Genomic DNA, 24,291 nt, shown 5'->3' with positions numbered 1-24,291 from the left:
AACTTTATCTAATGTTTTGGCTCTGTACAAATAAGTGTGTAAATTTTTCAAAGGTTATATAAAAATATAATATAACAAAAGGAGAAATTATACCAATTGCAATAATTAACACGGTGTGTTTATCCAGTCTCTATACATAATTGATTTTACTAAATCTACATTATGAGCAAATTGATTCCAAGCGTAACAAGCCATAGTGACGATATCTTCATATACACCATAACATTGGTTAGACAAGAAATGATTTTTGATCCATTCCCAAACTTGTTCCATTGCATTAAGTTCCGGTGCATAGGGCGGAAGCGGTATCAAAGTGATATTGCTTGGCACAGTTAGTTTTTTGGCTGTGTGCCAACCTGCATTATCCGTTAGTAAAGCTATATGTCGGTTGCCTTGAATACTGCGAGAAAGCTCTTCTAAGAATTTATTCATTGCCTGTGTGTTTGCATATGGTAAAATTAATGCAAAAGCTTCTCCTGTATCAGGCAAGCAGCTCCATAAATATATGTTGAAATGAATTGCTGTTGCCGAACTTTACGGGGTCTAGTGCCACGCTTAGCCCATATACGAGTTAAGCTACCTTGTTGCCCAACTCGAGTTTCATCCTGAGACCATATATCAACTTTACATCTATCGATATTTTTTGGTAATAATTTTGTTAACATGTCTGGGAAGTTTTTTTATATGTATTTTGAGTCTCTTGATTTGACTTTGGATGCATTGAACGAGAAGTAATCCAGCTAAAACCAAGGCGGTGCATAGTATTGTAGACTGTTTTTAAAGCGCATTTAGCACCATATTCCTCAAGTAACATGATATGTAGCTCCTTTCCAGTTATATACCCACCAGTTTTACTTTCACTGAGCGTATTGATTTTATCAAAAAGAGCAGACTCTTGTATAGTGTTAATCTTCCTAGGGGCGCCGCTTCTTTGTGATTCAAATAATCCTTCAAAACCATGATTCCTAAATCTTCTGAGCCATGATTGCACAGTTTTCCAGTGTGACTTCACTATTTCAGATATGGCTTTTAAAGATTTGCCTAATTGAAGGTGATACATCGCCAATAAACGTATACGATTTCGACCATGCGGCTCATGTTTCATCATTTTTATAAAATCATGACCATGAAAACCTTGTGGTAATATTAACCTAGCCATTTGAGTACCTTTATCAGTTAAAAACCCATTTTACACCACTGCGTTAATTATTGCAATTGGTATCATATAAAGATTTAAAAGAGGTCACATCAGATCTAAAACAAATTTATACAGCTAATAATGACGAAATGGCACGTTTAAAACTTCAGCAATTTGGTGTAAAATGGGATAAAAAATATCCGGTAATTTCTGATATTTGGCAACGTAATTGGTCTGGGATAATACCGTTTTTTGCCTTTCCTGAAGAGAACAGAAAGGTAATTTATACTACTAACACTATAGAATCTGTAAATCGTCAAATTAGAAAAATTATCAAAAATAAGGGGGTGTTTCCAGATGATAAGTCAATTCAAAAAATAATATTTTTATCCCTACAAAATGCAGCCAAAAAATGGACCATGCCTATTAAAGATTGGTCTTTAGCTTTAAATCAATTTGAAATACTTTGTGGAGATTTTAAATATGATTTATTGGAAACTCAATAACTAACCAGCTGAAGCTGGTAGGTTGAAGTTGCGACTAGAAGTCACGGATTTACTCTAAAGAGATATTCATTACATTATTAGGCTGATGTGCATCTGAATGATTGTTAATGTAGTTATTGATTATATCATCAGTGACATTACCACTGGTTGAGCTAAAGAAGCCCCTAGCCCAAAAGTGGCGTCCCCAGTAAGTTTTTCTAATTTCAGGAAATTCTTGCTGAATTTTATATGATGAACGTCCTTTAGCTGCTTTAACAAACTGACTAATGGATATATGAGGTGGAATTTCAGCCATAATATGGACATGATCGGCAGATAATATTCCATTGATGATTTTGATACCAAGATATTCTGCTACCTGAGCAATAATTTCTCTAATTCTAATCCTGAGGTTACCTGTGAGTACTTTGTATCGATACTTAGTAATCCAAACGATATGGAAGCGGTGGTAAAATACGGTGTGGCTAGACTTACTATAATCAGTCATATATATTATTCTCTATTCAGAGAATAATATATATGATAACATTAGTAAATTGAAATATTTTAGAACAAGGACTGAAGTCTTTTCCGGCTGAAGCCGGAGGTTTTAACCAAATTTTGGGACAATAAAAAATGAACTTTGTGAGTAGACCTAACCAATTGCTTGGTTAAGCCCCTCCTCAGAACCGGACATGCAGAGCTACCGCATCCGGCTCCCGAAAGGTAAGATAGGCTTGTACCCTATTTTTTTTTGTTGGTTTTAGAACATTGAAATGGTCTTCCACTTATTTGGAAAGTCGACCCTTTTGAGTATTTCAGCTAATCTTTGCCAATTCATCTTACGCTTCCCACCCATTCTATTAAACCACCCATATATTGCTCGCCTAGTTTGGTGAATAAATGAACTTACTCGTCTTTGATTATCTGATATACCATGATAATTGATCCACCCCTTTGTAGCTCTAATGACTTGCAATAATATCTGTTCTTTGCCCCTCTCATTAAGGTGACTTCGTAGATATTCTCTTAGCCCTTTAAGCTTCTCGGTAAATCGATCTTTCCTTGTGGTATATTTTAATCTCCATATGTTACCAAACCTTGATTTACCCCAATAGCAAGTAAAGCCAAGAAAATTATAACTCTTGATCTTCTTACCTTGCTTAGCTAAGTCCTCAGCATGGTATCTACCGGACTGAATCATCTGCGATTTAGCTTCATTGATGTTCAAGCCATACTTGTTTAATCTTTTGGGCAAAACCTCATAAAACTTCCTCGCGTCTTCTTCATTCTCAAAGACGAACACCATATCGTCACAATACCTCACCATTCCAGTTTGCCCTCTTATGTTTTCCTTGCTGATTTTAGCAAACCAACAGTCAATAACATAATGTAGGAAGACATTTGCCAAAATTGGTGATGTTTTAGACCCTTGGCGGCATCCTTCCTTGTTAGTAACTGTAATGCCGTTTTCTATAATTGGTGTTTCCATCAGTTTCATAACTAGTCTTAGGAATCTTTTGTCAGATATTCTCTTTCTTAGGAATCCCATCAACTCAGAATGTTTGATTGAATTGAAGCACTTAGTTATATCAATTTCAACTACAGCTCCTTTATTGAAGTTATACGTAAGTCTATTCAACTCCTTAAGTGCATCATGGGCGTTTAATTTAGGTCGAAACCCGTAAGAACATTTTAAGAATATTGGCTCGAACACTGAGTTTAATATCTTGCTTACTGCCGACTCGATTATCTTGTCTTCAAAGCATGATATTACCAAAGGTCTTTTGCCTCCATCTTCTTTTGGAATCAATGTAATTCGTGCAGGTTTAGCTTGATATTGCCCCTTGCGAATTTTAGTAAGGAGCGAGAGCAAATTTGCTTCCAACTTCTTACCATAAACCGCTTTGGTTATACCATCTATTCCTACAGCTTTCTTGCTATCAAGTTCCTTATATTGTTCTTCTAACATCTTTAAATCAATAATATGTCCAAGATTATTAAACTTTATGTCTTGATTTTGTGATGATAGCAACTTTATACGCTCAAGTTTCGTTGACCATGTATTTCCGTCTATGCTGTGTACGGTCATTGTTTCCCTCTTACGTTCTTACCTTTCTGTCAGCCCTTCGCTCCACTCCCATTACGAAGCTTCATCACTACTACAACTGACTCAGCCATCCTTAACACCATCTCCAAAGCCTTATGTTTCGGCACTTGTACTTTGAATACTTACTTAACTCAGTAAGAGTTATAAGGACTTCTCAAGTTGTGTCATTAATCTCTACAAACTCGCTGACGCCTGAGACCCCGATGGTTGAAAACTTTCGGATTTTCGCTAGTTTGACCTCTAGTTTTCTCTTGTCTACTGCGTTGTGTAGCACATCGACTTCCACTACCAATATCATTTCAGGGCTATCACGTTCACCATTTGGTTTCGGCTCGGATGTTTCGCTGTCTACGCTTTACTACTGTCGTTACCTTCAGCAGCACAAGACTCGCTATATGGTGGAGCTAGCTACTCCTTCCATAACAGGACTTTCACCCGTAAGATTAATGCACCTTATCTTGACGCACACACAAATTAAATGATTGACTCGACACCCTTTAATGAACCTGTTGGTTCTACTTCTGTATATTTAGGGATATCAATGTTACTCTCATCAGAAGAAGATACTAGGTCATCATATGATTCGTCTTCGCTCTCAAGTTCATTAGTATTATCCGCATTCTCAGAAGGAGGCAAAATTATAGATGAATCTTCTCTATCACTTGCTAGTTCTGTAACTACAGTTATTTCACTTACAGTATCAGTACTGTCAGTTTCTTTATTGTCGCTATTACTGATGGCATCAGAAGAAACTTTAGGTTCAGTAGTAACGGGTGAAGAGACTGCAGAACTAGCACCCCAACACTTAACATTTACATAATTGCTCACATTTTTCATAAATTGTGCTTCAGTCCCCTTGTCTATAAATCCGTTTTCACGACCAAATAAGCTTTTACTGATTTCTGAGATACGATTATCATCGCTCAACATACGTACATGATTTTCCAATAGCTCTGACTTTGCCAATTCTTCCTGAGCTAATTTCTCCTTTATCTCTTTAAAGCATTTAGTATTCTCAGCTACCCATTCCTTATACTGCTCGTTAGGTAAACCAAACGTAGTTGTAGATGTTTCTTCTGGCAATCCTTCCTTAGCTAGGTTTGCCTTCATCTTTTTAAACCATTTATCATTATCGTCTGACATAAATTTTTTCCTAATAAATAAATTTGTTAATAATATATGACGATATTTCATCCGTCTGTTCCGGTTTATACGGCGTTTTTATAATATTGCAAGTACTATTTTCATTTATTTTAAAATTAGTTAAATGACTGACTGATTGACTTTACAAATATAGTCAATTAACCTGAATTAGTGCTGTCTATTAGCAAGGGAGGCGTAAGCCTCCGAAGCAATCCAAAAAAGCAACCAATATGGTGCTGTAGTTACTCCTCTTAACTATAACACACTTTCTTCACAGCACTAATAACATCTTCGATAGTTGGTAAGGCTAATTTCTCTAAATTAACAGCATATGGTAAGGGAACATCCTTAGCCGAGATAATTTCTATAGGAGCATCTAGATAATCAAATGCCTGACTCATCACCATGCTAGCTATAGTTGCCCCAACCCCGGCAAAAAACCAACCTTCTTCTATAATAACCAATCGATTAGTCTTTTTGACTGATTGTAATATAGTTTCTATATCCAAAGGCTTGATCGTTCTAAGGTCAATCACCTCACAGTTAATACCATTATCCTGCAAACTATTTGCTGCATCTAAAGCCAACTTAACTTGCAAGGAAAATGTTACTATGGTAGCATCATCACCTTCCATAAGTTTCTTAGCTTGCCCAAAAGGAATAGGCTCGATTATTTCTGGAACTTCAAAACTATGCCCATAGAGAATTTCATTCTCTAGAAAAATTACTGGGTTATCATCACGAATAGCCGTCATTAACAACCCTTTGTGATCTTCTGCACTATAGGGAGCTACTACTTTTAACCCCGGAATATGACTATAACAAGCTGTATAATTTTGACTATGTTGTGCAGCAACTCGACTTGCTGCTCCATTTGGTCCACGAAATACTATTGGACATTTAATAATTCCACCAGACATATAATGAGTCTTAGCTGCAGAATTAACTATTTGATCCATTGCTTGCATAGCAAAATTAAATGTCATAAATTCAACAATTGGACGCAATCCCGAAAAAGCTGCACCAATAGCCACCCCAGCAAAGCCATGTTCTGTTATTGGTGTATCAATTACTCTTTTTGCTCCAAATTGCTCTAACAATCCTTGGGTTACCTTATATGCTCCTTGATACTCAGCAACTTCCTCTCCCATAATAAAGATGCTGTCATCCTTCAACATCTCTTCCTGCATTGCCTGACGCAAAGCTTCCCGTACTGTTATTTGTAACATCTTCCTACTCATTCACAACATAAATATTAGTATATAATTCTTTCTCATCCGGTAAGGCCGAGCTTTCTGAAAACTCAACTGCTTCTGCAATAATATCTTTGACCTCTTTGTCAATTTCTTTCAACTGCTGCTCACTAGCATATTTGTTAGCTAAGATTATATCTTTCACTTGTGATAAGGGATCTTGTTCTTTATAGATTTCCACTTCTTCCTTAGTACGATATTTGGCTGGATCAGACATTGAGTGTCCTCGATAACGATAACAATCCATTTCTAATATTATTGGTCCGCCACCATTTCTTGTAAACTCTGCAGCTTGCCGAGCATAATCATAAACCGATTCTAATGACATAGCATTTACTTTAAAGCCAGTAATACCACACGACTCCCCTTTCTTGTAAAGGTCAGTCATAAAGGTCGAACGGGCTACTGAGGTACCCATTGAATATTGATTATTTTCAATAATATAAATTATCGGTAAATGCCATAATGCCGCTATATTAAAAGCTTCATATACTTGCCCCTGGTTAACTGCCCCATCTCCTAAAAAGGTAAAACACACATTATCAGTATTTCGATATTTTTCAGCAAAAGCCAGACCAGTACCTATGGGCACCTGGGCTCCTACAATGCCATGCCCACCGTAAAATTTGTTTTGTACATCAAACATATGCATTGAACCACCCTTGCCTTTCGAACAACCAGTTTCTTTACCCATTAGCTCTGCTAACACATATTTTGCTTCAGTCCCGGCTGAAATAATATGAGCATGATCCCTATAACTGGTAATAGTATTATCACCCGCCTGTTTTACTAAATTTATACCAGTAATTATCGCTTCTTGTCCAATATATAAGTGACAAAACCCACCTATTAGACCCATACCGTATAATTGTCCACATTTTTCTTCAAATCTTCTAAGCAACAATATTTTTCTATAAGATTCGAGATATTGAGTACTGTTTAGTTTATATTTCCCAGGAACAATCATCTATGACTCCTCTATATTCTCAACTATTTACAAACTTTATGCCATCCCATAAAAAACGTTATCCTAACTTTTTCGTCATTCCAGCTTCGGTGCGGAATCTAGACCCCTGCTTTCGCAGGGGTGACATCCTACACAGGAATGAAACTAAATCAAGGATTAACTGTCAATTTATGTTTTAGATTTACTAATTTTATATGACAATTAACGCTACATTTAGGATTGGCTACTTTTCTTTGGGCAATACAATTTTCCTTCGGTCTTAAAGCAATATTATGCAAAAATTCTTTAGTCTCCTTACCCATATATTGCACTCTAACCTTTGTTATACCACGTCTTTTAAATCCTAAAATCTTAGCAGATTTTTCTGAAACATCTATAATACGGTCTTTTTTAAAAGGCCCACGATCATTAACCATCACAATCAGGGACTTATTATTACTTAAGTTAGTAACTTTGACCAAACTAGGCAGCGGTAAACTACGATGAGCTGCACTTAGCATATGTTTATTATAGGTATCACCATTGGCTGTTTTTTTCCCATGGGTATTATCCTTGAAACCATACCAAGATGCCATACCTATTTGATCACAATTAACATCTTCCTTAGGCTTATAAGTTTTACCTTTGATAGTATATTTTTTGCCTATCTTATAATGTCCCTTATAATGAGTATTTTTAGGATCTTCCTGAGATAATTTTTTATATATGCTAGTCTTTGATGAAGTAGAACAAGAACTAAGCCCCATACAACAAACTAGCAACAAAAGAATATATCTAAATTTCACTTTCATTTATATCATGTTCATTATTAATCTTTTTAGTTTCCTTCATTTTAACGTGACAGATTACTCTTTCCACCCCATTAATCTGAGAAGCAATAGAAGTGACCATTTCTAGCTCTTCTTCAGACCTTGCTATACCAAATATATATACTATATTATTAACTGTAATAATGGTGTAATTTACCCACTTTATATCTCGCTTAATAAAAAGCCGAGCTTTAATCTGACTAGTAATCATAGCATCTTTAGTGTATTGTACTAAGTCAAAATGATCACTTTTTTTATCTATTATCAATTCATTAATAACTTCACTAACTCCTGTTACATCCCAGACAAGTTCTACAGCTTTTAATGCATCTTCTTTTTTGTCTATGATTCCAGTCAGTAGCACCCTACCCCGTTCTACCTCAACCTTAATCTTAGTATATAATCCCCTGAAACTATTTTTTATAAAAGAAGCTTTGATCTTTGCCGATATTTTTACGTCATCAATTGTTTCGGCAATGGACTGATCTTTTGCAGCAGCGATAGTAGAACTAGTGGATGCAGTAAAAATAGCTGGAAGACAACCTGTAAGTATGAAAGATAAGATTATAATAATAAAGTTAATTCTATACATAACCATCCTTAATTTACGTAATATCTGCCCTTTAAGATAAAGCTTCAAATAGTTTATTATAGTAAATATAATAGTAAGCACAACTAATTTTTGCCTGAAATTCTAATTGCCATTGCCACGCTCACAGCGATTCCAAATATGTCATAGAAGGAAGGTAAGTAAAAGGATATGGAATAAGTTTTTCGTAGAGGAATAGTTAAAAAAGTAGTCAAAGTTGGATAAATTATCTAAGATAACCTGAGTTTGACGTAAGCACCAAACAAAATGCTAAGCATTATGTAATAACATAAACAAACTGTTGGTGGTGAGCTATGGTAAAAATAAAACCTTCTTTCAAACCAGCAATTCCAAATATGACATTATGGATACATAGGGAAATTTTAGCATTGCGATCCACTCAACTTTAAGACGAATAATCTATTTTTCTGTTAAAGATTTGTATGTATTTTCTTGAATTCTATAAATATTTTTATACAAACTTATCATAATTCACGTTATTGTAATCAATTTACGTTAATTCGGGATAAGGATTAGTAAAAATGCTTTAGCTATAACTAATACAAGATTTTGGATATGTATAAATTGCATTTCTGTGAATTCATACATTAATTGCTCTTCGTAGTGTATATATGTCTGCTATTTTTACTAATCCTTATCCCGAATTAACGTATATAGATTCTTGATTAACCCCTGCTGATTTGGATCAGCACTCTGTGTTTTATTCTTAAAACCTTGTACTAACAACTCAAGACCTTGTTTTTTCCAGTTACTGATCTGTGTTGCATGAACACCATACTTACTGGTTATCTGGGCTATTGTTAGCTCTCCCTTAATTGCTTCTATGACAATTTTGGCTTTCTCCTCAGCACTATATTGCCTTACTTGTTTTTTCATCTCTAGCTCTCCTTGTTTGCTAAAGAATTCTATCTCATTTTTCTTATTTTTCTGTCCAAAATATTGGGACCATTATACAAAGGTATATGGGAAGCTTTAATGGATCATGTTAAAGTAGATGTAGATATGGAATCAATGATGATTGATGCAACTATTGTAAGAGCACATGCTTGCTCATCTGGATATATTAAAGGTAATCAAGAGGAAGCAGCTTTAGGTAGAAGCAAAGGTGGTTTTAGTACTAAAATTCATGGAGTCAATCATTTAATTTGTGTGTGCGTCAAGATAAGGTGCATTAATCTTACGGGTGAAAGTCCTGTTATGGAAGGAGTAGCTAGCTCCACCATATAGCGAGTCTTGTGCTGCTGAAGGTAACGACAGTAGTAAAGCGTAGACAGCGAAACATCCGAGCCGAAACCAAATGGTGAACGTGATAGCCCTGAAATGATATTGGTAGTGGAAGTCGATGTGCTACACAACGCAGTAGACAAGAGAAAACTAGAGGTCAAACTAGCGAAAATCCGAAAGTTTTCAACCATCGGGGTCTCAGGCGTCAGCGAGTTTGTAGAGATTAATGACACAACTTGAGAAGTCCTTATAACTCTTACTGAGTTAAGTAAGTATTCAAAGTACAAGTGCCGAAACATAAGGCTTTGGAGATGGTGTTAAGGATGGCTGAGTCAGTTGTAGTAGTGATGAAGCTTCGTAATGGGAGTGGAGCGAAGGGCTGACAGAAAGGTAAGAACGTAAGAGGGAAACAATGACCGTACACAGCATAGACGGAAATACATGGTCAACGAAACTTGAGCGTATAAAGTTGCTATCATCACAAAATCAAGACATAAAGTTTAATAATCTTGGACATATTATTGATTTAAAGATGTTAGAAGAACAATATAAGGAACTTGATAGCAAGAAAGCTGTAGGAATAGATGGTATAACCAAAGCGGTTTATGGTAAGAAGTTGGAAGCAAATTTGCTCTCGCTCCTTACTAAAATTCGCAAGGGGCAATATCAAGCTAAACCTGCACGAATTACATTGATTCCAAAAGAAGATGGAGGCAAAAGACCTTTGGTAATATCATGCTTTGAAGACAAGATAATCGAGTCGGCAGTAAGCAAGATATTAAACTCAGTGTTCGAGCCAATATTCTTAAAATGTTCTTACGGGTTTCGACCTAAATTAAACGCCCATGATGCACTTAAGGAGTTGAATAGACTTACGTATAACTTCAATAAAGGAGCTGTAGTTGAAATTGATATAACTAAGTGCTTCAATTCAATCAAACATTCTGAGTTGATGGGATTCCTAAGAAAGAGAATATCTGACAAAAGATTCCTAAGACTAGTTATGAAACTGATGGAAACACCAATTATAGAAAACGGCATTACAGTTACTAACAAGGAAGGATGCCGCCAAGGGTCTAAAACATCACCAATTTTGGCAAATGTCTTCCTACATTATGTTATTGACTGTTGGTTTGCTAAAATCAGCAAGGAAAACATAAGAGGGCAAACTGGAATGGTGAGGTATTGTGACGATATGGTGTTCGTCTTTGAGAATGAAGAAGACGCGAGGAAGTTTTATGAGGTTTTGCCCAAAAGATTAAACAAGTATGGCTTGAACATCAATGAAGCTAAATCGCAGATGATTCAGTCCGGTAGATACCATGCTGAGGACTTAGCTAAGCAAGGTAAGAAGATCAAGAGTTATAATTTTCTTGGCTTTACTTGCTATTGGGGTAAATCAAGGTTTGGTAACATATGGAGATTAAAATATACCACAAGGAAAGATCGATTTACCGAGAAGCTTAAAGGGCTAAGAGAATATCTACGAAGTCACCTTAATGAGAGGGGCAAAGAACAGATATTATTGCAAGTCATTAGAGCTACAAAGGGGTGGATCAATTATCATGGTATATCAGATAATCAAAGACGAGTAAGTTCATTTATTCACCAAACTAGGCGAGCAATATATGGGTGGTTTAATAGAATGGGTGGGAAGCGTAAGATGAATTGGCAAAGATTAGCTGAAATACTCAAAAGGGTCGACTTTCCAAATAAGTGGAAGACCATTTCAATGTTCTAAAACCAACAAAAAAAAATAGGGTACAAGCCTATCTTACCTTTCGGGAGCCGGATGCGGTAGCTCTGCATGTCCGGTTCTGAGGAGGGGCTTAACCAAGCAATTGGTTAGGTCTACTCACAAAGTTCATTTTTTATTTTCCAATAAATCATATTTAAAATCTCCACAAAGTATTTCAAATTGATTTAAAGCTAAAGACCAATCTTTAATAGGCATGGTCCATTTTTTGGCTGCATTTTGTAGGGATAAAAATATTATTTTTTGAATTGACTTATCATCTGGAAACACCCCCTTATTTTTGATGATTTTTCTAATTTGACGATTTACAGATTCTATAGTGTTAGTAGTATAAATTACCTTTCTGTTCTCTTCAGGAAAGGCAAAAAACGGTATTATCCCAGACCAATTACGTTGCCAAATATCAGAAATTACCGGATATTTTTTATCCCATTTTACACCAAATTGCTGAAGTTTTAAACGTGCCATTTCGTCATTATTAGCTGTATAAATTTGTTTTAGATCTGATGTGACCTCTTTTAAATCTTTATATGACACATACTTTACTGAATTGCGAACCATATGTACAATACATAATTGTACTATAGTACTCGGGAATACACTGCTTATAGCTTCTGGAAAGCCCTTTAAACCATCCACACAAGCAACATAAATTTGTTCAATTCCTCGATTCTTTAACTCAGTAACTACTTGCATCCAAAATTTAGCACCTTCATTTTTGCCTATCCAAATGCCAAGTAACTCCTTTTTCCCTTCTATATTTACAGCAAGTGCTAAATATACTGCTTTATTTATTACTATGTGATTGTCTCTAGATTTTACATAGATACAGTCCAAGTATAATATTGGATACACCCTATCTAAACAACGATTTTGCCACCTAGTTACTTCTTCTATTACCCCATCTGTTATGGTGGATATCAAGTCACCAGATACATCAGTTTGATATATTTCTTCTAAATGCCCTCGGATCTCGCTGACTGTCATACCGCGACCATAAAGGGATATCACTTTCTCATCAAATCCATTAAATCTCCTCAGCCCTTTTGGTATTAATTGAGGATTATACTCTCCTTCCCGATCTCTTGGTACTTCTACTGTCAGCTTACGACCATCCCCATCAATTACTGTCTTCTCATAGCTACCATTACGACGATTATTATCTACTTTTGCCATCTTGCTATGTTTTGAATATCCTAATTCATGATCCAACTCACTTGCTAATATTTTCTCAACTATTTGCTTCTTTAGCTGTTGAAATAAACCATCTCGACCAAATAACTCCGATGGATCTGCTTTTGATAATAATTCTTCTACTAGCTGATTACTGATGTTTAATGTATCTTTATCTGTATCTAATTTTTTAGCCATAATTCCTCCTTGCTTGCTTAAGTTACTTTTTTTACAGTAATCTCTTACTGCTTTCTTTGCAACTTACACAAACTATAGGACAGACTCTAACTATTCCTTATAAAAATTGTGGTACTATGCTGTAAGCCCTACTCAATTTTATTGCAGCGATGCTTTAATAGTTTTTTCCTTATTGTTAATATCATTTAGTGCATCGTTAAGATGCAATCTTTCTGCTTGTTGTTTAGCCTTACCACAATACTCCAAAGCTTTATTGAAATCACCTTTACTAAAATAAGCATCTGAATAAGTTATATAAAAAAACATTTTAGTTCTGTTATCAGCTACTTGCTCAATTAAGTTATTATATTTATTAAACTCTATTATTACTTTATCAGCTTGGTTGGCTAAAATAAATAATTTTCCATATAATATTATGGATCGTAAAAAGTTTCTAGTGTTATGAGTTCCCTTGAATAAAAATATTGCTTCTTGAATTGATTTTATAGCAGTCTCTATTTCTAGTATATTTATATTGATTTTATCCTTTGCTTTATTTCTGACTAAGATAAGACTAGCTTTATTCGACAATAAATTTGCCTTTAAATTTTTTATATCATTATCTTTTTCTGACTTACTTATTTTTATATTATTATACTCATAAAATGCTTCATTTACTTTTTCTTCAGCCTTGTGATAATTACCAATTTTACGAAAATATAGTGAGTATAAACCTAGAATTTTACACTTTAATATTTCTAAACCATCAGTTTTTTGCAAATATGTATTAACCTGATCAAGTATCTTTAGAAAATCTTCATATTTCTCTTGCTCAAAGTAGACCAAAGAAATTATTAAGTCCATTGCTGCAAGATTTCCATTATATTTATCCTTAAATTTAGTTTTAAATTGCTGACCAGTTTCAATAAGTTGTTGAAAAGAATTAGTTAGTTTAAATTCGTATTCATTATTTATAAAAAATTGTAATAGTGATTCAAACCATCTTAAATTTAAGGTAGAATAAATATTATTTTTGCTCTCTGACACTTGACTTATCTGGTGATATAAAACTGCTTGTACTAGGCGATGAATAGCAATATTATCATTATCATCATAATTGATCATAGAATATTGCCATAATAGAGCAATATGTTTATTTAATGTTAATTGTGGAGACAATAAATGTGGATAAGCTGTTTGTAGCCATGTCAGTAATAGTTTACGAGAGATTTTGTCTGGAGCTAGATATGCACATACCGCTAAAAGTTCAATAGCTATAGGGGGTTCATTATTAATTTTAGTATCTCTAACAATTGCCTCTAAGCTAATATTCCAGGTTATTGCCACTGGATAGTTATAGCCTTTTGTTTCTTCTAAAAAAGAATTATCCGCTAATAGTTCTGATTCATACCTCTTATAAAGACCTAAATATTCTGGAATAGTTATATGTTTTTGCTTAATATAAGAACCAGCTTGTACTAGTGCTAAGGGTAAATATCCTAAAACTTCTACTAATTCTTTTATAGCATCTTGTTCTTCTGCTGTTATATCTCGCTCTATTAAAGTCTTTATTGTTTTGATAGCTTCCTCTTCTGTCATGATATTAACCGGTAATATTGAAAACTTTGTTGGCCAATAACGCTGACGAGTTGTTAAAATCACATGTCCACCAGCTTCTGGTAGAAATGGTTCAATTTCACGATAGTTGTTTACGTTATCATAAACTAAAAGCCATCCTGGATTGTCAATTAGCCATTGTTTAATATAAGCAATAATGTTTTCTTTTGTATAGACGGCTTCTGTGTATCCTAATAACTTAGCAAATTCAACATATTTATTATACAAATAATCAATGTTCTCTGCAGGAAACCAAGCTTTAAGTGTATAAGGATGTTTTGTATGATTTATATATTGCAAGGCTAATTGTGTTTTACCAATTCCCCCAAGTCCAGCACATGCACTAATTGCTAAATTGCTTATTCCTTTTGGTGTATGATTCTTATGCAATTTATTGTATAAATCACTCAATAGTTTTTCTCTTCCAACAAAAACATTATCTTGTCTAGGTATATTCCAACTAGTCAAGTTCTTAGGAAGTATTACTGATTCTTGTGTTTTAAGATATGACACTTCTGCTTCTTGATTTTTAACCGTTTTTTTAATAGTTGGGCTAAATATTAAAAAATAAGTACTACAAATAATCAAAATCAATACACCAACTATTAGTAGATAAATATTTCTAGCTTTACCTTGAACACTTTTATTTGTCAAATAAGATTGAGGAGAAAGTGAAGCAGAATTATTGGATATAATATTATTATACCTTTCCTTGAACTTAATAATAATGTTGTTTACATTCATATTAGGAAAAATCTTTGTAATAATTTCTAAAAAAACAAAATAATATTGTTTGGACAAAGAGAGATTAATATATTCAAAATTAGTTTGTTTAGATGAAAATTTTATACATTCCTGCGGTATAAGAAAAAATACTTTAGATATATCGTGCTCATTAGACATAATAACAGAATTATCACCTTGCTGTTGTTTAGATATATTAGCTTCATTTACAGGTAAAACATAGACAGTACATTGCCTTAATTGCTTTCTGCCTTCATCATGTGTCTCCTTGTGCCTTAAAACTATAGGAATGTTATCAAAATTTTCCCGTAGTTCTATAAAAACTGTTATGCCTATAAGTTGTAAATCACTACGTATCTTATTAATTATCAAGTTTAAATCATTGTTTTCTAGCATCTGTAAAACAATAAAAAATGATATATTATCAGACTTTGTTAATATTAAAATTTCCTTTAAGATTTTTTTAAATTCTTGTTGAATTAACAAACTTAAATAATAACTTTGTATTAGCTTGTATTTATCAGATGTTTCTATAAAGTTTATAATTCCCTCTCGGGTATTTGTTCGTATTTTCCGTTTGATATTAGAGATATGACTTTCAATAGTCCTTGTCTCGATCTGTTTATCCTCATTTGATAGGAAATTAGCTATTCCTTTTGTGTTTTTCCCATGCATAATGCATGCTATCACGTCTATTTCTCTTGATGTAAAGCTGATATTGTTAATTATTATCAAGTGCTTTTCATAAATATCTTGTGGACATAGTATCTCTTTATCTTCCATAAAATCTAATTTATTTAAACTATTATTATTCTATCAGGTTATAGAACCATTTGGTAAATACAAACATAAATAATAGAAAGAGTCTCTACATTATATTTAACCTGAGTTTGACGTAAGCACCAAACAAAATGCTAAGCATTATGTAATAACATAAACAAACTATAATGGTTCCAATATTTTGGACAGAAAAATAAGAAAAATGAGATAGAATTCTTTAGCAAACAAGGAGAGCTAGAGATGAAAAAACAAGTAAGGCAATGTAGTGCTGAGGAGAAAGCCAAAATTGTCATAGAAGCAATTAAGGGAGAGCTAACAATAGCCCAGATAACCAGTAAGTATGGTGTTCATGCAACACAGATCAGTAACTGGAAAAAACAAGGTCTTGAGTTGTTAGTACAAGGTTTTAAGAATAAAACACAGAGTGCTGATCCAAATCAGCAGGGGTTAATCAAGAATCTATATGAGCAAATTGGTCAGTTAAGCGTTGAGTGTGACTGGCTCAAAAAAAAATCTGCATTGTTTGGAATTAAAGGTTAGGTGTAATATGATAGAGCCTAATCATAATAAGTTAACAATTGTACAACAGTGTAAGTTATTGGATATTAGCAGGTCAACCTATTACTATCAACCTACTGGTATTATACCAATTGCAATAATTAACACGGTGTGTTTATCCAGTCTCTATACATAATTGATTTTACTAAATCTACATTATGAGCAAATTGATTCCAAGCGTAACAAGCCATAGTGACGATATCTTCATATACACCATAACATTGGTTAGACAAGAAATGATTTTTGATCCATTCCCAAACTTGTTCCATTGCATTAAGTTCCGGTGCATAGGGCGGAAGCGGTATCAAAGTGATATTGCTTGGCACAGTTAGTTTTTTGGCTGTGTGCCAACCTGCATTATCCGTTAGTAAAGCTATATGTCGGTTGCCTTGAATACTGCGAGAAAGCTCTTCTAAGAATTTATTCATTGCCTGTGTGTTTGCATATGGTAAAATTAATGCAAAAGCTTCTCCTGTATCATGGCAAGCAGCTCCATAAATATATGTTGAAATGAATTGCTGTTGCCGAACTTTACGGGGTCTAGTGCCACGCTTAGCCCATATACGAGTTAAGCTACCTTGTTGCCCAACTCGAGTTTCATCCTGAGACCATATATCAACTTTACATCTATCGATATTTTTTGGTAATAATTTTGTTAACATGTCTGGGAAGTTTTTTTATATGTATTTTGAGTCTCTTGATTTGACTTTGGATGCATTGAACGAGAAGTAATCCAGCTAAAACCAAGGCGGTGCATAGTATTGTAGACTGTTTTTAAAGCGCATTTAGCACCATATTTCTCAAGTAACATGATATGTAGCTCCTTTCCAGTTATATACCCACCAGTTTTACTTTCACTGAGCGTATTGATTTTATCAAAAAGAGCAGACTCTTGTATAGTGTTAATCTTCCTAGGGGCACCGCTTCTTTGTGATTCAAATAATCCTTCAAAACCATGATTCCTAAATCTTCTGAGCCATGATTGCACAGTTTTCCAGTGTGACTTCACTATTTCAGATATGGCTTTTAAAGATTTGCCTAATTGAAGGTGATACATCGCCAATAAACGTATACGATTTCGACCATGCGGCTCATGTTTCATCATTTTTATAAAATCATGACCATGAAAACCTTGTGGTAATATTAACCTAGCCATTTGAGTACCTTTATCAGTTAAAAACCCATTTTACACCACTGCGTTAATTATTGCAATTGGTATTATGGCTAAAAAATTAGATACAGATAAAGATACATTAAACATCAGTAATCAGCTAGTAGAAGAATTATTATCAAAAGCAGATCCATCGGAGTTATTTGGTCGAGATGGTTTATTTCAACAGCTAAAGAAGCAAATAGTTGATAAAATATTAGCAAGTGAGTTGGATCATGAATTAGGATATTCAAAACATAGCAAGATGGCAAAAGTAGATAATAATCGTCGTAATGGTAGCTATGAGAAGACAGTAATTGATGGGGATGGTCGTAAGCTGACAGTAGAAGTACCAAGAGATCGGGAAGGAGAGTATAATCCTCAATTAATACCAAAAGGGCTGAGGAGATTTAATGGATTTGATGAGAAAGTGATATCCCTTTATGGTCGCGGTATGACAGTCAGCGAGATCCGAGGGCATTTAGAAGAAATATATCAAACTGATGTATCTGGTGACTTGATATCCACCATAACAGATGGGGTAATAGAAGAAGTAACTAGGTGGCAAAATCGTTGTTTAGATAGGGTGTATCCAATATTATACTTGGACTGTATCTATGTAAAATCTAGAGACAATCACATAGTAATAAATAAAGCAGTATATTTAGCACTTGCTGTAAATATAGAAGGGAAAAAGGAGTTACTTGGCATTTGGATAGGCAAAAATGAAGGTGCTAAATTTTGGATGCAAGTAGTTACTGAGTTAAAGAATCGAGGAATTGAACAAATTTATGTTGCTTGTGTGGGGTTTAAAGGGCTTTCCAGAAGCTATAAGCAGTGTATTCCCGAGTACTATAGTACAATTATGTATTGTACATATGGTTCGCAATTCAGTAAAGTATGTGTCATATAAAGATTTAAAAGAGGTCACATCAGATCTAAAACAAATTTATACAGCTAATAATGACGAAATGGCACGTTTAAAACTTCAGCAATTTGGTGTAAAATGGGATAAAAAATATCCGGTAATTTCTGATATTTGGCAACGTAATTGGTCTGGGATAATACCGTTTTTTGCCTTTCCTGAAGAGAACAGAAAGGTAATTTATACTACTAACACTATAGAATCTGTAAATCGTCAAATTAGAAAAATTATCAAAAATAAGGGGGGTGTTTCCAGATGATAAGTCAATTCAAAAAATAATATTTTTATCCCTACAAAATGCAGCCAAAAAATGGACCATGCCTATTAAAGATTGGTCTTTAGCTTTAAATCAATTTGAAATACTTTGTGGAGATTTTAAATATGATTTATTGGAAAATAAAAAATGAACTTACACAAATTAAATGATTGACTCCAGAATGTGTATATTTTGAAAAAAATATTGTATAAAAACAACAATTTAATTTTTGTGAATTATATCTCTATTTATCTAAATTTTTGTCTAGACAAAGGGGACCACCTTACTATAATAGTAATAATCTCTGAGAGTCCTATACTGCAAACTACTTTACGCTTACGGTTAGGATTTGGTAATATATATTTATTTTGCTCCGTATCAAAATGCTTGCAAAAATCATCAATTAAGCAGAAAATCTCCGTAAGAGGGATCATAATATATTCTCCAATTTTGTTGTTATTATTCGAGAACTTTATAATCCCTCCCTTCTTACTTTTCAAATATTCTTTCTAACAAACTGGTTTGAAAGAAGGTTTTATTTTTACCATAGCTCACCACCAACAGTTTGTTTATGTTATTACATAATGCTTAGCATTTTGTTTGGTGCTTACGTCAAACTCAGGTTACTTTAGTTATTTCCGACAACCTCCTAGTTTATAAAGTTTGACAAAATACTCTTCAATACTATAATTTGTTACCTTAAAATACAACATAATTATAATTTAAATTTTTTATGAATACAGCTCTATCCTTGAAAAAACCATTTTTATTATGGTCTCTTGCCAGCATGTTTTTTGCCTTTCAATTTATATTAAGACTAAGGTGGTCCCCTTTGTCTAGACAAAAATTTAGATAAATAGAGATATAATTCACAAAAATTAAATTGTTGTTTTTATACAATATTTTTTTCAAAATATACACATTCTGGAGTTTTATAATCCAAAGCTTGATGCATCCTTTGTCTATTATAAAAGTCCATATATTCGTTAATTGCTGTCTTTGCCTCCTTTACTGTTGTTAAAATAATCCGATAAATTTTTTCCTGTTTTAATGATCGCCAAAAACGTTCAATAAAAATATTATCTAAGGCTCGTCCCTTACCATCCATACTAATCAAGATATTATGTAGCTTTAGCATACTAATAAAATTCTCCGAGGTAAATTGTACTCCTTGATCAGTATTAAATATTTTTGGCATACCATATTTTTCTATAGCGTCTTCAAGGGCTGTTACACAAAATTCACTTTCCAAACTAATGGAGATTCGCCAACTTAGAATATAACGACTATACCAGTCAATAATAGCTACTAAATATACGAACCCTTGGCTCAGTCTTATATACGTTATATCTGCACTCCAAACCTGGTTTGGCAATACTATTTCTAATCCTTTTAGTAAATAAGGATATATTTTATGCACTTGATTCCTCTTGCTTAAATTTATTTTAGGATAAACAGCTTCAAGACCCATTATCTTGTAGTAACGTCTAACAGCTTTACGACCTACCGAAAAACCTTGGGCTTGTAAATATTTAGCCATCCGCCGCATACCATAATATGGATGCATAGTATAGGTCTCATCAATTATTGCCATAATCTTGATATCTTGTTCACTAATACCAGTAGGTTGATAGTAATAGGTTGACCTGCTAATATCCAATAACTTACACTGTTGTACAATTGTTAACTTATTATGATTAGGCTCTATCATATTACACCTAACCTTTAATTCCAAACAATGCAGATTTTTTTTTGAGCCAGTCACACTCAACGCTTAACTGACCAATTTGCTCATATAGATTCTTGATTAACCCCCTGCTGATTTGGATCAGCACTCTGTGTTTTATTCTTAAAACCTTGTACTAACAACTCAAGACCTTGTTTTTTCCAGTTACTGATCTGTGTTGCATGAACACCATACTTACTGGTTATCTGGGCTATTGTTAGCTCTCCCTTAATTGCTTCTATGACAATTTTGGCTTTCTCCTCAGCACTATATTGCCTTACTTGTTTTTTCATCTCTAGCTCTCCTTGTTTGCTAAAGAATTCTATCTCATTTTTCTTATTTTTCTGTCCAAAATATTGGAACCATTATAGTATGGGCTATTCCATTTTTCAAACAAATTTATCAAATGAATGATATGAATAGTAACTTAGCTACCTCATTTGTTTATATAGGGATGTGTCTTGGCGGTCCAATACTTGCTCTTATTGCTAATTTAGTAAAATCATCTGATGCTATAATAACTATCACTGGATTGCTGACAATAGTAATTTTTATCATTCTATTATATTGTCCTTTATTAAATTTCTTTACTAGTAGTTCTTTAATGTTTTTATTAGGAATTTTTTGTTGTTATCAGGTTCTAATCTTTACCATTGTCAGTAACCTTGTTACGGAGAAATCTATTGGACTTGCCGTTGCGATAGTCAACTGTATCAACATGTCTTTTGGGCATTTCTTTCACAAAATTATGAGTTATTTAATCTCTTATAATTGGGACGGCTTACTGAGTGAATCTGGCACTCCTATTTATAGTCACTATGATTTTATTGTGGCAATTTCTATAGTTCCCATTTGTTGTCTTATCGGAATTATCGGCTTTTGCTGTTTGTCTAAAAAGTCAAATAAAATATCAATCAAGGGATTTGTGGAAGAACCTGTTTCAGCTTAAATATAATATTTTTTATAAAATTATTACTAATAAAGCTTAGTGCAGATTATAATTGTTGTATACTACATAAATATAACAATTTGACCTAATAACAAAATGACTAATAAAAATACTTTATTAATAATTGATGGCTACGGATTTATCTTTAGAGCCTACCATGTTCAGCCACCATTAACTTCTCCGAGTGGCTTAGCTGTTGGAGCACTTTATGGTTTTACTTCAATGCTATTGAAGTTATTGAATGATTTTAAGCCAGAACATGCTATTGTAGTTTTTGATTCTGGTGGTAAGAATTTTCGTCATCAAATTTATCAACAATATAAAGCAAATAGACCCCCTATACCAGAGGATTTAAAGAGTCAATTACCACTTATTCGCCTTGCAGCAAATAGCCTAAATTTTCCAATAATTGAGAAAGCTGGTTATGAAGCAGATGATATAATTGCCACTTTAGCCCATAAAGCTTCTGCATTACAACAAAATACTATCATTATTTCTTCTGATAAAGATTTAATGCAATTAATTAATTCGCATACTAAAATGTATGACCCAATAAAAGCAAAATATATTTCCGAAGATGACGTGATAGAGAAATTTGGTGTAGAACCAAGTAAAATCAGGGAAGTAATGGCGTTGATCGGCGATAAATCCGATAATATACCAGGCGTACCAAGCATTGGTCCTAAAACTACTGCAACACTTATTAAACAATTTGGTTCATTAGCAGAGCTGTTAAATTCACTCGATCAAATCACTAACGATCGCCAGAGAGCAATCATCAGCTCCTCAAAAGATTTAGCTTTAATTTCCTGGCAATTATTTAGTCTAGATTATAATGTTGATATCGATTTAGATTTTAGTTTATTGCAGTATACCGCACCTGATAGCAAACAAATATCTGATTTTCTGGTAAAATATGGTTTTAAATCTCTAAATAAAAGAGTGGAGAACTTATTCCAAATACAAATTACCAACGAATCTTTACCTACTAAGCAAATTATAATTCAAGAAGTTGCTTCTCAACAACAGTTTGATGCTATGCTAACTAAGGCAGAAGAATATGGGATTGTCAATATTCATTTATCCGATTACCCTGGGCAAACTCCTTCTATAATTTTATCAATTGATGGTAAATGCTACAATATTAAGTTTATTGCTAAAATTTCTGGCAATATGTCTGATTTACTTGCTTACGATTTTCGTCAAAATTACCTGGAACAATGTTTTATGGCTGATATTCTTCAATTGCTAAAAAATAAATCTATTAAGAAGATCACCTATAAGCTTAAATCATTATTAAAATTCTTTGTCGATAATGAAATATATTCATGTGAAGATATTGAACTAATGCAATATCTGATTTCTGCTGGCAAGCCTCAGAAGAATCCATTTGATGGAATACAGCAGGATAGTTTAGACAATTTAGCAAAAGTAGTTACCGGCTTTAGTGATAATTACCAAAAACTGTTGCTAGAACTAAAAGATAATCATGCCTTAGCACTATATCGAGATATTGATTTACCTTTATGTTATATAATAGATAAAATGGAAAAAATTGGGGTTAAGGTCAATTCACCATATCTTAAACAATTATCGGATGAATTTGGCAGTGAAATTACTCAATTAGAACATAATATTTTTGCTATTACCGGCACAAAGTTTAATATCGCTTCACCAAAGCAACTGGGAGAAATTTTATTTGAAAAAATGCAATTACCCTTTGGTAAATTGTCATCAAAAGCAAAATCTTATTCTACTAGTGCAGAAATTCTTGAAAAAATTAGCGAAAGTGGCTTTGCTATTGCTGATTTATTGCTAAAATGGCGTCACTTTACTAAATTAAAAAATACCTATACAGATAGCTTACCTATGCAAGTAAATCCGATAACTCATAGGGTACATACAACATTTTTACAAACTTCAACTAGTACTGGTAGGCTTAGTTCTCAAGAACCCAATTTACAAAATGTACCAATTCGCTCGAAAGAAGGTAATAAAATCAGAGCAGCTTTTATTGCAGAAGATAAGCATAAATTAATTTCAGCGGACTATTCACAGATTGAACTGCGAATATTAAGTAGCATGGCAGATATACCTTCTTTAAAACAAGCTTTTGTTAATGGTGAGGATATTCATAGTAAAACCGCTTGTAATATATTTAAAATTACTAAAGAGCAGTTAACTTCCGAACATCGGCATAAAGCAAAAGCTATAAATTTTGGCATTATCTATGGTATTAGTGCTTTTGGACTAGCAAAGCAGTTACATATTAGCTCTACACAAGCAGCTGAATATATAAAGAAATATTTTGAAGAATATCCAGAAATTCAAAAATATATGAAATATACAAAAAACTACGCCAGAGAGCATGGTTATGTCCTGAATCTCTTCGGGCGAAAGTGCTTTATTCCCTTAATCTATGATAAAAAACATTCCTTACAGCAATTTGCCGAAAGGGCAGCAATCAACGCTCCAATCCAAGGGACTAGTGCCGACATAATCAAAATAGCGATGATTGATCTTGACCGTAAAATGCAACAACTAAAATTGAAAACCAAGCTAATCTTACAAATCCATGACGAATTACTTTTTGAATCGCCCATTGATGAAGTAGAACTAGCGACACAACTAATTAAAACTACTATGGAAAATTCATCTAAATTAATGGTTCCGCTCATTGTCGAAACCAAGGTAGGAGATAATTGGATAAATATGCATACTATAACCTGAGTTTGACGTAA

At 33.6% G+C, this 24,291-nt stretch carries 22 protein-coding genes and 4 pseudogenes; 8 read left to right on the top strand and 18 right to left on the bottom strand.

Translation table 11 applies throughout. The annotated features are described in order from the left end of the window. Positions 1-105: 105 nt before the first annotated feature. From NBW66_RS08395 to NBW66_RS08385, 3 genes are read right to left on the bottom strand one after another with little or no spacing between them, the layout of a single operon-like run. Positions 106-489 carry a transposase gene (locus tag NBW66_RS08395; protein ID WP_250310698.1) on the bottom strand — a complete coding sequence of 128 codons (384 nt, stop codon included), beginning with the start codon at positions 487-489 and terminating at the stop codon, positions 106-108. Beyond that, positions 459-665 (bottom strand): hypothetical protein, encoded by a 207-nt coding sequence (locus tag NBW66_RS08390; protein WP_250310697.1) that lies wholly within the window; start codon positions 663-665, stop codon positions 459-461. The genes NBW66_RS08395 and NBW66_RS08390 overlap by 31 nt, the downstream gene beginning before the upstream one ends. Further along, on the bottom strand, positions 659-1,159 hold the full coding sequence (locus NBW66_RS08385; RefSeq protein WP_250310542.1) for a helix-turn-helix domain-containing protein: 501 nt from the start codon (positions 1,157-1,159) through the stop codon (positions 659-661). The genes NBW66_RS08390 and NBW66_RS08385 overlap by 7 nt, the downstream gene beginning before the upstream one ends. A 50-nt stretch (positions 1,160-1,209) precedes the next feature. Between NBW66_RS08385 and NBW66_RS08380 the strand changes: the two genes are divergently transcribed. Continuing rightward, positions 1,210-1,644, top strand: a complete 435-nt coding sequence (locus tag NBW66_RS08380) for a transposase (protein WP_250310696.1) — start codon at positions 1,210-1,212, stop codon at positions 1,642-1,644. A 49-nt stretch (positions 1,645-1,693) separates the two neighbouring features. Here the strand turns inward: NBW66_RS08380 and tnpA are convergent, their stop codons facing one another. The 8 genes and pseudogenes from tnpA to NBW66_RS08340 form a co-directional block, all read right to left on the bottom strand. Beyond that, positions 1,694-2,131, bottom strand: a complete 438-nt coding sequence (gene tnpA / locus NBW66_RS08375; RefSeq protein ID WP_250310592.1) for an IS200/IS605 family transposase — start codon at positions 2,129-2,131, stop codon at positions 1,694-1,696. A gap of 255 nt (positions 2,132-2,386) precedes the next feature. Beyond that, complete coding sequence (locus NBW66_RS08370; RefSeq protein ID WP_250310618.1) at positions 2,387-3,715, bottom strand: reverse transcriptase domain-containing protein; 1,329 nt, start codon at positions 3,713-3,715, stop codon at positions 2,387-2,389. Between the two features lie 492 nt (positions 3,716-4,207). Further along, complete coding sequence (locus NBW66_RS08365) at positions 4,208-4,876, bottom strand: hypothetical protein (RefSeq protein ID WP_250310695.1); 669 nt, start codon at positions 4,874-4,876, stop codon at positions 4,208-4,210. A 251-nt stretch (positions 4,877-5,127) separates the two neighbouring features. Beyond that, positions 5,128-6,105 carry a pyruvate dehydrogenase complex E1 component subunit beta gene (locus NBW66_RS08360; RefSeq protein WP_250310694.1) on the bottom strand — a complete coding sequence of 326 codons (978 nt, stop codon included), beginning with the start codon at positions 6,103-6,105 and terminating at the stop codon, positions 5,128-5,130. Between the two features lie 4 nt (positions 6,106-6,109). After that, complete coding sequence (gene pdhA, locus NBW66_RS08355; RefSeq protein WP_250310693.1) at positions 6,110-7,096, bottom strand: pyruvate dehydrogenase (acetyl-transferring) E1 component subunit alpha; 987 nt, start codon at positions 7,094-7,096, stop codon at positions 6,110-6,112. A 149-nt stretch (positions 7,097-7,245) separates the two neighbouring features. Then, a pseudogene (locus tag NBW66_RS08350) lies at positions 7,246-7,866 on the bottom strand (septal ring lytic transglycosylase RlpA family protein); the annotation flags it as partial. A gap of 4 nt (positions 7,867-7,870) precedes the next feature. Then, positions 7,871-8,503 (bottom strand): BON domain-containing protein, encoded by a 633-nt coding sequence (locus tag NBW66_RS08345; protein ID WP_250312167.1) that lies wholly within the window; start codon positions 8,501-8,503, stop codon positions 7,871-7,873. Positions 8,504-9,142: 639 nt separating this feature from the next. Continuing rightward, a complete protein-coding gene (locus NBW66_RS08340) occupies positions 9,143-9,391 on the bottom strand; it encodes a transposase (RefSeq protein ID WP_250310692.1) in 249 nt (82 codons plus the stop codon). A 78-nt stretch (positions 9,392-9,469) separates the two neighbouring features. Between NBW66_RS08340 and NBW66_RS08335 the strand changes: the two are divergent. Both NBW66_RS08335 and NBW66_RS08330 read left to right on the top strand, forming a co-directional pair. Beyond that, positions 9,470-9,649, top strand: a pseudogene (locus NBW66_RS08335) (IS5/IS1182 family transposase); the annotation flags it as partial. A gap of 502 nt (positions 9,650-10,151) precedes the next feature. Further along, complete coding sequence (locus NBW66_RS08330; protein ID WP_250310618.1) at positions 10,152-11,480, top strand: reverse transcriptase domain-containing protein; 1,329 nt, start codon at positions 10,152-10,154, stop codon at positions 11,478-11,480. A gap of 123 nt (positions 11,481-11,603) precedes the next feature. Here NBW66_RS08330 and NBW66_RS08325 read toward each other — a convergent pair whose 3' ends face one another. Further along, the gene (locus NBW66_RS08325) at positions 11,604-12,866 is read right to left on the bottom strand and encodes an IS256 family transposase (protein ID WP_250310691.1); all 1,263 of its coding nucleotides are present in this window, start codon (positions 12,864-12,866) and stop codon (positions 11,604-11,606) included. A gap of 138 nt (positions 12,867-13,004) precedes the next feature. After that, positions 13,005-15,989 (bottom strand): DUF7779 domain-containing protein, encoded by a 2,985-nt coding sequence (locus NBW66_RS08320; protein ID WP_250310690.1) that lies wholly within the window; start codon positions 15,987-15,989, stop codon positions 13,005-13,007. 237 nt (positions 15,990-16,226) lie between these two features. Between NBW66_RS08320 and NBW66_RS08315 the strand changes: the two genes are divergently transcribed. Beyond that, complete coding sequence (locus tag NBW66_RS08315) at positions 16,227-16,526, top strand: helix-turn-helix domain-containing protein (protein ID WP_250310689.1); 300 nt, start codon at positions 16,227-16,229, stop codon at positions 16,524-16,526. Positions 16,527-16,533: 7 nt separating this feature from the next. After that, positions 16,534-16,680 (top strand): hypothetical protein, encoded by a 147-nt coding sequence (locus NBW66_RS08310; protein WP_250310688.1) that lies wholly within the window; start codon positions 16,534-16,536, stop codon positions 16,678-16,680. Here the strand turns inward: NBW66_RS08310 and NBW66_RS08305 are convergent. Together NBW66_RS08305 and NBW66_RS08300 are read right to left on the bottom strand one after the other, a co-directional pair. After that, complete coding sequence (locus NBW66_RS08305) at positions 16,646-17,206, bottom strand: IS630 family transposase (RefSeq protein WP_250310543.1); 561 nt, start codon at positions 17,204-17,206, stop codon at positions 16,646-16,648. The two genes, NBW66_RS08310 and NBW66_RS08305, sit on opposite strands and share 35 nt — an antisense overlap. Next, the gene (locus NBW66_RS08300; protein WP_250310651.1) at positions 17,200-17,700 is read right to left on the bottom strand and encodes a helix-turn-helix domain-containing protein; all 501 of its coding nucleotides are present in this window, start codon (positions 17,698-17,700) and stop codon (positions 17,200-17,202) included. Before NBW66_RS08300 ends, NBW66_RS08305 begins: the two co-directional genes overlap by 7 nt. Positions 17,701-17,764: 64 nt before the next feature. Here NBW66_RS08300 and NBW66_RS08295 point away from each other — a divergent pair. Then, positions 17,765-19,026: pseudogene (locus NBW66_RS08295) on the top strand (IS256 family transposase). A gap of 133 nt (positions 19,027-19,159) precedes the next feature. Here the strand turns inward: NBW66_RS08295 and NBW66_RS08290 are convergent. The 3 genes and pseudogenes from NBW66_RS08290 to NBW66_RS15285 form a co-directional block, all read right to left on the bottom strand. Beyond that, a pseudogene (locus NBW66_RS08290) lies at positions 19,160-19,309 on the bottom strand (IS982 family transposase); the annotation flags it as partial. 458 nt (positions 19,310-19,767) lie between these two features. After that, entirely contained in the window at positions 19,768-20,586 is an 819-nt protein-coding gene (locus tag NBW66_RS08285) for an IS3 family transposase (RefSeq protein ID WP_250310686.1), read from the bottom strand. An 80-nt stretch (positions 20,587-20,666) separates the two neighbouring features. Continuing rightward, entirely contained in the window at positions 20,667-20,894 is a 228-nt protein-coding gene (locus NBW66_RS15285; protein WP_250310685.1) for a transposase, read from the bottom strand. 113 nt (positions 20,895-21,007) lie between these two features. Between NBW66_RS15285 and NBW66_RS08275 the strand changes: the two genes are divergently transcribed. Further along, entirely contained in the window at positions 21,008-21,550 is a 543-nt protein-coding gene (locus NBW66_RS08275) for an MFS transporter (RefSeq protein WP_250310684.1), read from the top strand. Positions 21,551-21,646: 96 nt separating this feature from the next. Beyond that, a complete protein-coding gene (gene polA, locus NBW66_RS08270; RefSeq protein WP_250310683.1) occupies positions 21,647-24,280 on the top strand; it encodes a DNA polymerase I in 2,634 nt (877 codons plus the stop codon). The last annotated feature ends 11 nt before the right edge of the window (positions 24,281-24,291 follow it).

The organism is Rickettsia endosymbiont of Oedothorax gibbosus, assembly GCF_936269705.1.
Classification (GTDB): domain Bacteria; phylum Pseudomonadota; class Alphaproteobacteria; order Rickettsiales; family Rickettsiaceae; genus Tisiphia.
This window is presented reverse-complemented; position numbering and strand designations above follow the sequence as displayed.

What these genes read in the sequence shown, in the direction of transcription:
- NBW66_RS15285 (WP_250310685.1), bottom strand. Translation starts at nt 20,894, where the DNA reads ATGAAAAAACAAGTAAGGCAATATAGTGCTGAGGAGAAAGCCAAAATT.
- NBW66_RS08310 (WP_250310688.1), top strand. Translation starts at nt 16,534, where the DNA reads ATGATAGAGCCTAATCATAATAAGTTAACAATTGTACAACAGTGTAAG.
- pdhA (WP_250310693.1), bottom strand. Translation starts at nt 7,096, where the DNA reads ATGATTGTTCCTGGGAAATATAAACTAAACAGTACTCAATATCTCGAA.
- tnpA (WP_250310592.1), bottom strand. Translation starts at nt 2,131, where the DNA reads ATGACTGATTATAGTAAGTCTAGCCACACCGTATTTTACCACCGCTTC.
- NBW66_RS08300 (WP_250310651.1), bottom strand. Translation starts at nt 17,700, where the DNA reads ATGGCTAGGTTAATATTACCACAAGGTTTTCATGGTCATGATTTTATA.
- NBW66_RS08345 (WP_250312167.1), bottom strand. Translation starts at nt 8,503, where the DNA reads ATGGTTATGTATAGAATTAACTTTATTATTATAATCTTATCTTTCATA.
- NBW66_RS08365 (WP_250310695.1), bottom strand. Translation starts at nt 4,876, where the DNA reads ATGTCAGACGATAATGATAAATGGTTTAAAAAGATGAAGGCAAACCTA.
- NBW66_RS08305 (WP_250310543.1), bottom strand. Translation starts at nt 17,206, where the DNA reads ATGTTAACAAAATTATTACCAAAAAATATCGATAGATGTAAAGTTGAT.
- polA (WP_250310683.1), top strand. Translation starts at nt 21,647, where the DNA reads ATGACTAATAAAAATACTTTATTAATAATTGATGGCTACGGATTTATC.
- NBW66_RS08330 (WP_250310618.1), top strand. Translation starts at nt 10,152, where the DNA reads ATGACCGTACACAGCATAGACGGAAATACATGGTCAACGAAACTTGAG.
- NBW66_RS08360 (WP_250310694.1), bottom strand. Translation starts at nt 6,105, where the DNA reads ATGTTACAAATAACAGTACGGGAAGCTTTGCGTCAGGCAATGCAGGAA.
- NBW66_RS08340 (WP_250310692.1), bottom strand. Translation starts at nt 9,391, where the DNA reads ATGAAAAAACAAGTAAGGCAATATAGTGCTGAGGAGAAAGCCAAAATT.
- NBW66_RS08275 (WP_250310684.1), top strand. Translation starts at nt 21,008, where the DNA reads ATGAATGATATGAATAGTAACTTAGCTACCTCATTTGTTTATATAGGG.
- NBW66_RS08390 (WP_250310697.1), bottom strand. Translation starts at nt 665, where the DNA reads ATGTTAACAAAATTATTACCAAAAAATATCGATAGATGTAAAGTTGAT.
- NBW66_RS08385 (WP_250310542.1), bottom strand. Translation starts at nt 1,159, where the DNA reads ATGGCTAGGTTAATATTACCACAAGGTTTTCATGGTCATGATTTTATA.
- NBW66_RS08370 (WP_250310618.1), bottom strand. Translation starts at nt 3,715, where the DNA reads ATGACCGTACACAGCATAGACGGAAATACATGGTCAACGAAACTTGAG.
- NBW66_RS08320 (WP_250310690.1), bottom strand. Translation starts at nt 15,989, where the DNA reads ATGGAAGATAAAGAGATACTATGTCCACAAGATATTTATGAAAAGCAC.
- NBW66_RS08315 (WP_250310689.1), top strand. Translation starts at nt 16,227, where the DNA reads ATGAAAAAACAAGTAAGGCAATGTAGTGCTGAGGAGAAAGCCAAAATT.
- NBW66_RS08285 (WP_250310686.1), bottom strand. Translation starts at nt 20,586, where the DNA reads ATGATAGAGCCTAATCATAATAAGTTAACAATTGTACAACAGTGTAAG.
- NBW66_RS08325 (WP_250310691.1), bottom strand. Translation starts at nt 12,866, where the DNA reads ATGGCTAAAAAATTAGATACAGATAAAGATACATTAAACATCAGTAAT.